Here is an 11975-nt window from a genome sequence, read left to right as displayed (position 1 = left end):
GTCAGAGGTTGACCAGTTCGAGGAAGCGTGGCGTGGCGGTGTCGTCGATGCTCAGGCTGACGAAGTCGAACAGGTTGCGGTCGGCCAACTGCGACGGCGCGACGTTCTGCAGGGCGCGGAAGATGCTTTCGGTGCGGCCGGGATGCTTGCGCTCCCACTCCACCAGCATGTCCTTGACCACCTGGCGCTGCAGGTTCTCCTGGGAACCGCACAGGTTGCACGGGATGATCGGGAACTGCTTCATGTCCGAATAGGCCTGGATGTCCTTTTCGTTGCAGTAGGCCAGCGGGCGGATCACCACGTTGCGGCCGTCGTCGGCGCGCAGCTTGGGCGGCATGCCTTTGAGGGCACCATTGAAGAACATGTTGAGGAAGAAGGTTTCGACGATGTCGTCGCGGTGGTGCCCCAGGGCCATCTTGGTCGCGCCGATCTGGTCGGCGAAGGTGTACAGGGTGCCGCGGCGCAGGCGCGAGCACAGCGAGCAGGTGGTCTTGCCTTCGGGCACCAGCTCCTTGACCACCGAGTAGGTGTCCTTCTCGACGATGTGGTACTCGACGCCCAGTGCTTCCAGGTAGGCCGGCAGCACGTGCTCGGGGAAGCCGGGCTGCTTCTGGTCCATGTTCACCGCGACGATCTGGAAGCTGATCGGGGCCACCTTTTGCAGGTGCAGCAGGACGTCGAGCATGGTGTAGCTGTCCTTGCCGCCCGACAGGCAGACCATGACCTTGTCGCCCTCTTCGATCATGTTGAAGTCGGCGATGGCTTCGCCGGCGAGGCGGCGCAGGCGTTTTTGCAGTTTGTTCTGGTTGACCGAGAGGGTGCCCATGGCGATTGAATCCGCGAGGTGTGACAAAAGCCGGCTAGTTTAACCGCAAAGGTAGCGGCGGCGTAGGCCCATCCGACAAAGACCGCGAGCGAATCAGGTTGCGCGTCGATAGCGCCTTTCGCTCTATACGCCGCCCTTGCCGTGGCCGCCGCACATCTATACTGGCAATCACGGCCACCCTACCGCACCCCTGAAGGTACCTGGCCGGGCGGCATGCGCCCGTGACCGCAAGCGCTGCCCACCTGCGCGCAGAGGAACCACGCCATGATGCAGCACGTGCTGGGTCTGTTCATTCGCCCTGACAAGGAGTGGCGGCAGATTCGTGGCGAAGGGACTTCCAGCAGCCACACGCACCTTACCCACACCCTCTTGCTGGCCGCCATTCCTGCCGTATCGGCGTTCATCGGCACGACCCAGGTCGGCTGGCGCCCCGCTAGCGGCATGCCCGTGCTGCTGACGCCGTCGAGCGCGGCGAGCCTGAGCGTGCTCACTTACTTGGCGCTGCTGCTCGGCGTCGTCGCCGTGGGCGCGTTCGTGCATTGGATGGCGCGCACCTACGACGCTACGCCTTCGCTCGCACAGTGCATCGCTTTCGCCACCTACACGGCCACGCCATTGTTCATCGGTGGTCTGGCGGCGCTCTACCCGCACCTTTGGCTGGGTCTGCTGACGCTGGTCGCGGCAGTGTCCTACACCGTCTTTCTGCTATATGTCGGCTCGCCGACCTTCATGGACATACCGCCCGATGAGGGCTTTCTGTTTTCCAGCTCCGTGCTGGCGGTCGGCCTGGTGGTGCTGGTGGCGATCATGGCGGTGGCCGTGACGCTGTGGGGGCTGGGGTTGGGGCCGACGTTCGCCGGCTGACCGACAGGGCCAGCGAGCCGATCTGGCGCCTGACCGGCGGCCTGGGTCGCATGCAGCGCTTGCGGCATACTGCGCGGCCAGGAGACTTCCCGACCATGCCCGAACTGCTCAAACAACGGGTCGAAGCCTGCTATGTGCAGGCCGAGGCTTTCTTCAAGCGCACTTTCCCCCGCCCCGAAGTCAGTTTCAAGCTGCGCGGCCTGAAAGCCGGCGTGGCGCACCTGCACGACAATTTGCTGCGCTTCAACCCCACGCTCTACCAAGCCAACCAGGAGGATTTCCTGCGCCAAACCGTGCCCCACGAGGTCGCCCACTTGGTCGCCCACCACGTATTCGGCGGCGGCATCCAGGCCCACGGCCGGGAATGGCAGTCGATCATGCGCGGCGTCTACGACCTGGCGCCGCTGCGCTGCCACAGTTACGCAGTGCAGCGCCGTACGGTGACCCGCTACATCTACCGCTGCCCATGCCCGGACAGCGACTTCCCTTTCACCGCGCAACGCCATCGCCTGGTGCGCCAGGGCCGGCGCTACGTCTGCAAGCGTTGCCGGCAGGTGCTCACCTACAGCGGCGAAACCCGCCAGGCGTGAGCGGCCCGCGCGCCGGAAACGAAAAAGCCTGTCCGAAGACAGGCTTTTTCATGCAACAGGGTTCGACTTAGCGAGCAGGGCCTTCGGCCACGCCCAGGTCGTCGGTCGGACGGTTCAGCTCCAGCGGCGCGCCGCCGGAAGCCAGTTCGGACTGCAGCTTGTCTTCGTCCAGTTCCTTGACCCACTTGGCGACCACCACGGTCGCCACCGCGTTACCGACCAGGTTGGTCAGCGCGCGCGCCTCGGACATGAAGCGGTCGATACCCAGAATCAGCGCCAGACCCGCCACTGGCAGATGGCCGACTGCCGACAGGGTGGCAGCGAGCACGATGAAGCCCGAACCGGTCACACCCGCAGCGCCTTTGGAGGCGACCAGCAGCACCAGCAGCAAGGTGATCTGGTGGGTGATGTCCATGGTGGTGTCGGTCGCCTGGGCGATGAACACGGCGGCCATGGTCAGATAGATCGAGGTGCCGTCGAGGTTGAACGAGTAACCGGTGGGGATCACCAGGCCGACCACCGACTTCTTGGCGCCCAGACGCTCCATCTTGGCCAGCATGCGCGGCAAGGCCGATTCGGACGACGAGGTGCCCAGCACGATCATCAGTTCTTCACGGATGTAGCGGATCAGCTTCAACACGCTGAAGCCGTGGGCGCGGCAGATGCCGCCCAATACCACCAGCACGAACAGCAGGCAGGTGATGTAGAAGCAGGCCATCAGGTAGCCCAGCTGCACCAGCGAGCCCACGCCGTACTGGCCGATGGTGAAGGCCATGGCACCGAAGGCGCCCAGCGGAGCCAGCTTCATGATCATGTTGATGATGTTGAACATGACATGGGCGAAGCGATCGATCAGGTCCAGCAGCGGCTTGCCGTAGCTGCCCAGGCGATGCAGGGCGAAGCCGAAGATCACCGAGAACATCAGCACTTGCAGGATGTCGCCGTTGGCGAAGGCACCGACCACGGTGTTGGGGATGATGTTGAGCAGGAAGCCCACGGTGGTCTGCTGCGCGCCGGCGGCGGCATAGGCGGCCACGCTGCTGGCGTTCAGGGTGGAAACGTCGATGTGCATGCCAGCGCCGGGCTTGACCACGTTGACCACGATCAGACCGATGATCAAGGCGATGGTCGACACGATCTCGAAGTACAGCAGCGCATAGCCGCCGGTCTTGCCGACCGATTTCATGCTCTGCATGCCAGCGATGCCGCTGACCACGGTGCAGAAGATGATGGGCGCGATGACCATCTTGATCAGTTTGACGAAGCCGTCACCCAAGGGTTTGAGCGCAACACCGGTTTCCGGATAGAAGTGGCCGAGCAGAATGCCGATGGTGATGGCGACCAACACCTGGACATACAGGGACTTGTACAGCGGCTGACGTGTCGTCATGGCTAGATTTTTCCTCGAGGGCACCGGCTTCACTCTTCCCAGAGCGAGGGGTACCTGAATCGCTAACCCTCCTGCACATGGAGGGATTTGTCGTTGTGGTAGAGCTGCATGGCGCAGGCCTCTACAGGCTAGTTAGCAAAGGTGATGCCAATATGCCCATCAACGGTGCATGCCCAGGCTTTTCGCGGGTGCGGTGCGCTGCAATGACGCAAATTCAGAGAGGAAACGTGGCGGGTTTCCGCCCAGTGGCGGGAAATGTACAGGGCCTGTGGCGGAAATCCGCCTTGGACTCAATCTAGGAGGAAGACGATACGGAACGCCGCACCGCCTAGCGTCGAGTCCTCCAGGCTCAGTTCGGCGTCGTAGCTGTCGATGATGTCCTTCACCACCGCCAGCCCGATGCCCTGCCCAGGGTGCTGACGATCCAGGCGCTCGCCCCGTTGCAGGATGCGCTGGCGTTGCGCGGCCGGCACGCCCGGACCGTCGTCCTCCACGCACAGCTCGATGAACCCGACGCCTTGGCGCAGGCTCACGCGCACCTGCTCCAGGCACAGGCGATAGGCGTTTTCCAGCAGGTTGCCCAGTAGTTCGAGCAAGGCGCCCTGCTCTACGGGAAGCCGCGCGCGCTCGGGGAGGTCCAGGCTGACTTGGACTTGCTTGTCGCGGTAGACCTTGGCCAGGGTGCTGCACAGGCTGTCGAGCAGTGGCCGCACTTCCACTTGGTGGCGTACCAGCCCACTCTTGCGCAAGCTGGCGCGTTGCAGTTGATAGTCGATCTGCTGGCTCATGCGCTCGATCTGGCTTTGCAGCACCCGCGCCTGCTCGCGCTCGCCCGCGCCCATGCCTTCGCCCACACCCTGCAACACCGCCAGGGGGGTTTTCAGGCTGTGCGCCAGATCGTCCAGAGAATCACGATAGCGCTGGCGCTGCTCGCGCTCGCTGTGCAGCAAACGGTTGAGCGAGCCGGTCAGGCGCAGCAGTTCGCTGGGGTGCTCGCGGCTCAGGCCATCGCGCGCGCCGGCTTCCACCTGGTCGAGCTCGCGGCTCAGGTGGCGCAGCGAACGCAGCCCCCAGGTCAGGCCTGCCCAGAGCAGAGCCAGCAACGCCAGCAGCGCCGCCCCAAAGCCCAGGTAGAGTTTCTCGCGCAGGCCGTCGAGAGTGTGCTGGTAGCCGCTCACCGGCTGCAGAGCGACGATGCTGAAGGCGGCGCTCTTGCCGCCGAGCAGCTTGACCTCGACGTCGTAGACGAAGAACTCTTCGCCGTCGCCTTGACGGATGCGCGCGAATTCGTTGCCGCGGCCATCGTAGCGCGGCTGGTAGTTGATGTGCTGGGTGTTGGTAGCGCGGGAACGCCAGACCAGCGTGCCCTGGCGGTCGAAGATGTAGCCCAGCAGGCCGCTGGCGGGCAAGTTGTAGCGCTCGTCCGGCAGCAGCGCGGGCATCTTCAACTGGCCCCGTTCGACGCGCGCGGCCGAAATCAGGGTGGTGACGTCCGACGCCAGGCGTTGTTCGATGGATTCTTGCAACGCCAGGCTGAACGCCTTCTGCAATGCCGGCAGCAACGCCAGCATGAACAGCACCGCCAGCACCGCCGCCGCGAGCATCAGGCGCAGGCGCAGCGAGCGGATCATCGGCAGCGCTCGGTGAACAGGTAGCCCAGGCCGCGCACGGTGTCGATGGGCTTGAAGCCGCTGTCGCCCTCGAGCTTGCGGCGCAGGCGCCCGACCAGGACTTCGATGACGTTCGGGTCGCGCACTTCGTCGTCGGGGTACAACTGCTCCATCAGCCGATCCTTGGCCACCACCTGCTGGTGATGGCGCATGAGGTACTCGAGGATACGGTACTCGTAGGCGGTCAGCGCCAGCGGCTGGTCGTGCAGGCTGGCCTGCTTGCGGTTGATGTCGAGGATCAAGGGGCCCGCGGCGATGGTCGATTGGGTGAAGCCGCTGGAGCGGCGCAGCAGCGCGTTCAGACGCGCCTCCAGCTCCTCGAACTGGAACGGCTTGACCACATAGTCGTCGGCCCCGGCGGCCAGGCCTTCGACCTTGTCCTGCCAGTTGCCGCGGGCGGTGAGGATCAGAATGGGGAAGGTCTTGCCCTGGCGACGCAGCTCGCCGATCAGTTCGAGCCCGCTCATGCCTGGCAGGCCCAGGTCGATCACCGCAAGGTCGTGATGGTATTGGTCGGCCTGGTACAGAGCCTCTTCGGCGTTGGCCACGGCTTCGACCACATGGCCGCTCTCGCCCAGGCGCGTGAAGAGGTGATGGCGCAACAGCGCTTCGTCCTCGACCACCAGCAGTTTCATCCCGTCCCCTCCTCGCGAATGGCCTGTGCCGGCTCTATGGCCGGCACAGCATATCAGTCGTTCTGGCGCTTAGAAGCGGTAGTTGGCCGATAGGTAGGTCTGGGCACTGCTGGTCAGGCGCAGGGTGCCGGCCTTGGCTTCGTTGTGGGGCGAGACTTCCACGCTGGCGTTGCTGCGCAGGTAGCGGTAGCCGAGCTCGACCGACGCATTGTCGGTGACCTGCTGGATCACGCCGCCTTGCAGACCGGCCGCGTAGCCGTAGTCGGTATCCCGGCTCAGGCCAGACGAGGTCTGGGTGAGCTTGGTCATGCCGAGGCTGGCGCCGCCGAACAGCTTGGTGGTGTCGCCGACCGGATAGAACAGGTCATAGCTGCCGAGCAGGTTTTCCTGGCGCAGCTTCAGGCCGCTGTGGTCGCCCGAGACGTTGTCGTAGGTCATGTAGTAGCGACCCTGCTCGTTGAGCTTGCCCAGACGCACGCCCCAGGTGTCGTCCTTGCCGATGATGCCGTCGGCGTCGAGGTGGCCGGTATTGCGCTGCAACAGGCCGGACTTGCGCACTTTGTCGCTGGTCTGGCCGTAGGTGAGGCTGGCGAAGGTGTCGTCGGCCTGGGCGCTGGTGGCAAGGCCTGCGGCACAAACGGCCATGGCGGCGATGAGGCTGTTGAAGGTTTTCATGAAGGTCACTCCCATGTGGATGCGCTTGAGGTGTCTGGCAGCTAGAGTAAGCGGCACAGGCTGAACGACCGCTGAACCCTGGCTGAACCTCGGCTGAACGAACCTTTACAGGAGTAATGACCATGCGTTTTCCGCTTGCCGTGGCTTTGATGTGCACCGCTGCTTTCGCCCAGGCGGCGGTGCAGACCCGCGAAATCCCCTACCAGGACGCCGATGGCAATCGTCTGATCGGCTACTACGCTTACGACGACGCGCTGAGCGGTAAACGCCCAGGGGTTCTGGTGGTGCACGAGTGGTGGGGCCTGAACGACTACGCCAAGCGCCGCGCCCGCGAACTGGCGGGCCTGGGCTACAACGCCCTGGCCATCGACATGTACGGCGATGGCAAGCACACCGAACACCCAGCCGATGCCCAGGCTTTCATGGCCGCTGCCCTGAAGGACCCCAAGGCCGCCGCGCAACGGTTCGACGCCGGGCTCGATCTGCTCAAGCTGCAACCGCAGACCGACAAGCATCGCCTGGGCGCCGTGGGTTACTGCTTCGGCGGCAAGGTGGTGCTGGACGCGGCCCGGCGCGGCGAAAAACTCGACGGTGTGGTGAGCGTGCATGGCGCGCTGGTCACCCAGACCCCAGCTCAGCCCGGCCAAGTGCGGGCGAAGATTCTGGTCGAGCACGGCGCGGCCGACAGCATGGTCACCCCTGAGCAGGTCGCGGCGTTCAAGCAGGAAATGGCCAACGCCAACGCCGACCTCGAGTTCGTCAGCCTGCCGGGTGCCAAGCACGGCTTCAGCAACCCGGATGCCGATCGTTTGGGCCATGGCGAGCATGGCGGGCCTGACATCGGCTACGACAAAGCCGCCGACCAGCGCTCCTGGGCCGATCTGCAACGTTTCTTCAAACAGGTCTTCCAGCAGTAGCGAGACGCCGTCGGGCGGCCCGACTCACCCGCCCATCACCATGAATTCGCGGTAGCCCGAGACGATCACGTACACCGCGAAGTAGCAGAAGATCGCCGCCGAAGCCAGGTACGACCACGTCAACAAACGCGCACCCAGTAGGCGACCGCCATGGCTGGCCACTCCGCATAGGGTGGCCGACCAGGCCAGGCCTGCCACGAAGAACCCGCTCAGAAACAGCCCAGCGTCCAGCGCACTGCCGGCACCCGAGCGTGAAATCAACACCCCACCCACCGCCGCGAACCACAGGATCGCACTGGGCGACGACATCGCCAGCACGATACCGCGTATGAACTCGCGCCAGCCTGACTCGACCTTGACCTCTGCTTCGGCCTGCACCTGCCCACCGCGCCACGCCGCCCAGAGCATCTTCAGCGCGAACCACACCAGCAGCGCAGAACCGCCCAGCCACAGCGCCCAGCGCACGGCTTCGAATTGCAGCAGCACGGTCATCCCGGCCAGCGCGGCGATGGCGTAGATCAGGTCGCCCACGCAGGTGCCGAGACCGAGCCAGAAACCTTGCAGGAAGCCGCGCTGCATGGCGAGGGTGATCATGGCGATGTTGGCGATGCCGATGTCCAGGCAGAGGGACAGGCTGAGGAGGAAACCATTGGAGAAAGGCATGCGAAGGCTCACAGCGTTGGGCGGCAGATCTGAAAGAAGGCCAGTGTGGATGGATGGGTTCGAAGGCAGTGCAAGGAGTGTACCGGGACGAAGCGGTGGCAGTGCTCCGCAGGCGCAATCCTATGAGCGCCGAGGGCGAATCGTTTCCGCACACCTTTTCTGCTCAGAGCAGCAAGCCCCATAAAGCGAGTAGCGGCTCGGCCTGCGAAGCCATGGCATGGCGCACGCCCGGTGGGTTGTGCACCACCCCGCCGCAACCCGGCTGCCACCAGCCCAGACCCTCCTGATACCACTGGCCCGGCGAAAGCACCAAGTAGAACTCTTCGGGCGGGTGTCGATGGAACGGGTAGGTGACCTGCGGTTCGAGAATCGCGACACCCAGCAACAGCGACGTACAGGTGATCGGCTGGTCGGGCCCCAGCAGCAGCGCATGACGGTGACGCTCGACGAAGTGGTCGTCCGCACCCGGCGCGGCTTCGCGCTTCATCCAGTCGGCGTGTGCCAGAAGAGGCGACAGGGCCTCGGTGATCGGCGACAAGGCGGGGTTGGCCGCGAGGCAATCGACCGACGCCTGCTGCAACAGCGCCCGAAGGTGCGCCGGAGGTTGCCTGGGCTGGACGTCTTCGGCCATGACGCACATGGCGGTTTCGAGCCTTTCGCGGCAGTGATCGATTGCCGAGCGCTGCCAATTGAAGGCCTGGGCAGCGCCGAGCTGGGCGGCGACGGTGTGGTTGAACGCGCGGGCAGCGGCCAAGGTGGCGCAGGCTTTGGAGGTAAGGGCTGTCACGGGTCGACTCCTGAGCGGAACGCTGACAGGGCCTGTATGGATCCCCTGCCTTTTGTCGTTCAGCGTAGTAGGCGATGGGATGTAAGGCTGTTAACCGAAAACTGGGAAATGCAGACCAAAAAAAACCCCGTAGATCAGATCTACGGGGTTTTTTCGATATGGCGGAGAGATAGGGATTTGAACCCTAGGTACTGTTGCCAGTACAACGGATTTCGAATCCGTCCCGTTCGACCACTCCGGCATCTCTCCAGTGGCGCGCATCATACCAGCGATTCTTCGAAAGGCAAACCTTTTTCTACAAAAAACCGCGTGGGATCAGACGCTTGCGTTAACGTCCCGCTTACAGCGGTACGCCCAGGCGCTTGGCGACTTCTTCGTAGGCTTCGATCACGCCGCCCAGACCCTGGCGGAAGCGGTCCTTGTCCATCTTCTCGCGGGTCTGCTTGTCCCACAGACGGCAGCCGTCGGGGCTGAACTCGTCGCCCAGCACGATCTGGCCGTGGAACACGCCGAACTCCAGCTTGAAGTCGACCAGCAGCAGACCGGCCTCATCGAACAGCTGGGTCAGCACTTCGTTGACCTTGAGCGACAGCTTCTTCATTTCCACCAATTGCTCGGCAGTGCCCCAGCCGAAGGCTACGACGTGGGATTCGTTGATGAACGGATCGCCTTTTTCGTCGTTCTTCAGGAACAGCTCGAAGGTGGACGGCTCGAGCTTGATGCCCTCTTCCACACCCAGGCGCTTGACGAGGCTGCCGGCGGCGTAGTTGCGCACCACGCACTCGACCGGAATCATGTCGAGCTTCTTGACCAGGCACTCGTTGTCGCCCAGGAGCTTGTCGAACTGCGTCGGCACGCCCGCCGCTTCGAGCTTCTGCATGATGAAGGCGTTGAACTTGTTGTTGACCATGCCCTTGCGATCGAGCTGCTCGATGCGCTTGCCGTCGAAGGCCGAGGTGTCATTGCGGAACAACAGGATCAGGCGGTCGGCATCGTCGGTCTGGTAAACCGATTTGGCCTTGCCGCGGTAGAGTTCGTCGCGTTTTTCCATGGGGGGCTCCGCTTGCAGTGTGGGTGGGCTAGGCGATGTGGCGCCAGTCGAGCCCGGTGTCCTGGTTAGCCACTTGGAGCCAGTCCGGGTCGCACCCAAGGGTGTCGACGAAGCACTGGAGCGCCAGCTGTGGCAGGTTGTTCTTGCTGCTGAGGTGGGCCAGCACCAGGTGCTGCAAGGTGTTCCAGCCCAGCTCGGCCACCAGGTTCGCGGCCTGGTGGTTGTTCAAGTGTCCCTGGCTGCCGCCGACGCGGCGCTTGAGGAACATCGGGTAGTGGCCGCGGGCGAGCAGGTCGCGACAGTGGTTGGCCTCGATCAGCAGGGCGTCGAGTTCGCGGTAGTGCTCCAGCAGACGAGCGTCGTAGCTGCCCAGGTCGGTGAGCATGCCGAAGCGCCGCGTGCCGTCGCTGATCACATACTGCAAAGGCTCATGGGCATCATGCTCGACGCGCACCGCGCTGACCGTCAGACCGCCGATGCTCAGGCTGTCGCCGCAGCCCAGAAAACCCGCCACTTCGACCGGTTTGCGCAGGCCGCGCAGCGTGCCTTGGCTAAGGTACACCGGAATGCCATAGCGTCGTGCCAGCAGCCCTACCCCGTGCACATGATCGGCATGTTCGTGGGTGACCAGCACGGCGCTCAGTTGTGAGGCCGCGACGCCGAGCAGCGCCAGACGCCGCTCGGTTTCGCGCAGGGAAAAGCCGCAATCGACCAAGATGAAGGTGTCATCACTGGCGACCAGCGTGCCGTTCCCTTGGCTGCCGCTTCCGAGGACCGCGAAGCGCACTTAGCCCAAGTGGTCCTGGATGGCGCTCAACACGCGACGGGCGACATCGGCCGGGGCCACGGTGTTGATGTTCTTCTCGACCGTGACCTGCACGTTCTCGCCGACCTTGCTCAGACGCACCTGATAACGCTCGGCACGGGCTTCGCGCTCTTGCTCGGTGGCCTCGCTGCCGAACAGACGGCCGAAGAAGCCAGGCTTGCTCTGCTTGTCTTCGGGTTTTTCCGACAGGTTGATGTAGTACAGGCCCAGGCTGCGGTTGATGTCTTCGACGCGCCACTGGCCCTGCTCCAGCGAACGGCCCACGCCCGACCAGGCGCGGTCCAGGTCCGAGCCCACGAACAGCACCGGGTTGCCGCTGCCGTCTTCGCTCAGCGTCACGCGGCTGGGTGTATCGAAATCGCGCTCGGCGAGCAGCGAGACCGAGCCGCCTTTTTCGGCGCTGCGGTTCATGCTGGCGAGCATTTCGTCGACCAGCAGCGCGTCCACGCCGGTGTTGTTGCTGTTGGACGGGAACTCACCTTCGGCGGAGCTGCCGGCGGGCCGCTCGATGCTGGCGATGTAGACCTCGCTGGAATTGCGCTGCACGCCCGGCTCGATGCGCACGCGAACGCGCACCTGGCTGTCGCCGCTGCTGGCGGAGCTGGCCAGACGTTGGCCGAGGGACGCGGACAACTCGTCGAAGCGCTGCCAGGTGGTGTTGAATTCACCGGTCTGCGGACGCTCTTCGGCGATGCGGAAGCCATTGTCTTCGAAGAACTGCCGGGCCACCGGCCAGACTTCGGCAGGCGCGCGCTGGGCCAGTACCCAACGGCTGTTGCCACTGCGCTGCAAGCTGTATTCGCTGGCGTTGGCGACGCCATTGAGCGGCTGCGGGCGCGGCACTTCGAATTCGGTCTTGGCGCCTTCGTCGGCGATGTTGCGCGGGATCGGCAGCAGCGGATCGAGGCGTTTGACGCTGGTGGCGTCTTGCGGCAACTGCATGGGCGCAGTGGTCTGCGCTTGCAGGTAGTCGCTGCCGCGATCACGGAAATAACCTTCGTCGCCCCACAACCAGCCGCAACCGCTGGTGCTGGAGATGATCAATGCAAGGGCGGATAAACCAGCCAATCGCTTCATGCGG

At 64.2% G+C, this 11975-nt stretch carries 13 protein-coding genes and 1 tRNA gene; 3 read left to right on the top strand and 11 right to left on the bottom strand.

Annotated features, from left to right (window positions below):
* Position 1: 1 nt before the first annotated feature.
* Positions 2-826 carry a tRNA 2-thiocytidine(32) synthetase TtcA gene (gene ttcA / locus ACSMEV_RS09515; RefSeq protein ID WP_296265132.1) on the bottom strand — a complete coding sequence of 275 codons (825 nt, stop codon included), beginning with the start codon at positions 824-826 and terminating at the stop codon, positions 2-4.
* A gap of 264 nt (positions 827-1090) precedes the next feature.
* On the opposite strand from ttcA, the gene ACSMEV_RS09510 reads away from it, so the two are divergent.
* Both ACSMEV_RS09510 and ACSMEV_RS09505 read left to right on the top strand, forming a co-directional pair.
* Positions 1091-1690, top strand: coding sequence for a Yip1 family protein (locus ACSMEV_RS09510; protein WP_459208164.1), 600 nt, complete (start codon positions 1091-1093; stop codon positions 1688-1690).
* Between the two features lie 95 nt (positions 1691-1785).
* Complete coding sequence (locus tag ACSMEV_RS09505) at positions 1786-2280, top strand: SprT family zinc-dependent metalloprotease (protein WP_459208163.1); 495 nt, start codon at positions 1786-1788, stop codon at positions 2278-2280.
* 67 nt (positions 2281-2347) lie between these two features.
* On the opposite strand, the gene ACSMEV_RS09500 is transcribed toward ACSMEV_RS09505, so the two are convergent.
* The 4 genes from ACSMEV_RS09500 to ACSMEV_RS09485 all read right to left on the bottom strand — a co-directional run bounded on the left by ACSMEV_RS09500 (position 2348) and on the right by ACSMEV_RS09485 (position 6650).
* Entirely contained in the window at positions 2348-3670 is a 1323-nt protein-coding gene (locus ACSMEV_RS09500) for a dicarboxylate/amino acid:cation symporter (RefSeq protein ID WP_459208162.1), read from the bottom strand.
* A 290-nt stretch (positions 3671-3960) separates the two neighbouring features.
* Positions 3961-5301, bottom strand: a complete 1341-nt coding sequence (locus tag ACSMEV_RS09495) for an ATP-binding protein (protein WP_459208161.1) — start codon at positions 5299-5301, stop codon at positions 3961-3963.
* Positions 5298-5975, bottom strand: a complete 678-nt coding sequence (locus tag ACSMEV_RS09490) for a response regulator (RefSeq protein WP_296265122.1) — start codon at positions 5973-5975, stop codon at positions 5298-5300. Before ACSMEV_RS09490 ends, ACSMEV_RS09495 begins: the two co-directional genes overlap by 4 nt.
* A 69-nt stretch (positions 5976-6044) precedes the next feature.
* Positions 6045-6650 carry an outer membrane protein gene (locus ACSMEV_RS09485; protein WP_459208160.1) on the bottom strand — a complete coding sequence of 202 codons (606 nt, stop codon included), beginning with the start codon at positions 6648-6650 and terminating at the stop codon, positions 6045-6047.
* Between the two features lie 122 nt (positions 6651-6772).
* Between ACSMEV_RS09485 and ACSMEV_RS09480 the strand changes: the two genes are divergently transcribed.
* Positions 6773-7567 (top strand): dienelactone hydrolase family protein, encoded by a 795-nt coding sequence (locus tag ACSMEV_RS09480; RefSeq protein WP_459208159.1) that lies wholly within the window; start codon positions 6773-6775, stop codon positions 7565-7567.
* A gap of 24 nt (positions 7568-7591) precedes the next feature.
* Here ACSMEV_RS09480 and ACSMEV_RS09475 read toward each other — a convergent pair whose 3' ends face one another.
* From ACSMEV_RS09475 to bamC, 6 genes are all read right to left on the bottom strand, one after another.
* Entirely contained in the window at positions 7592-8230 is a 639-nt protein-coding gene (locus tag ACSMEV_RS09475; protein ID WP_459208158.1) for a LysE family translocator, read from the bottom strand.
* A gap of 163 nt (positions 8231-8393) precedes the next feature.
* Entirely contained in the window at positions 8394-9017 is a 624-nt protein-coding gene (locus ACSMEV_RS09470; protein ID WP_459208157.1) for a dimethylsulfonioproprionate lyase family protein, read from the bottom strand.
* A gap of 159 nt (positions 9018-9176) precedes the next feature.
* Positions 9177-9266: transfer RNA gene (locus ACSMEV_RS09465), tRNA-Ser, on the bottom strand.
* 91 nt (positions 9267-9357) lie between these two features.
* Positions 9358-10068, bottom strand: a complete 711-nt coding sequence (gene purC, locus ACSMEV_RS09460; protein ID WP_296265113.1) for a phosphoribosylaminoimidazolesuccinocarboxamide synthase — start codon at positions 10066-10068, stop codon at positions 9358-9360.
* A 28-nt stretch (positions 10069-10096) separates the two neighbouring features.
* Positions 10097-10855, bottom strand: coding sequence for an MBL fold metallo-hydrolase (locus ACSMEV_RS09455; protein ID WP_459208156.1), 759 nt, complete (start codon positions 10853-10855; stop codon positions 10097-10099).
* Positions 10856-11971 (bottom strand): outer membrane protein assembly factor BamC, encoded by a 1116-nt coding sequence (gene bamC / locus ACSMEV_RS09450; RefSeq protein ID WP_459208155.1) that lies wholly within the window; start codon positions 11969-11971, stop codon positions 10856-10858.
* Between the last annotated feature and the right edge of the window lie 4 nt (positions 11972-11975).

It is taken from the genome of Pseudomonas sp. MLB6B (genome assembly GCF_054508135.1).
This window is presented reverse-complemented; position numbering and strand designations above follow the sequence as displayed.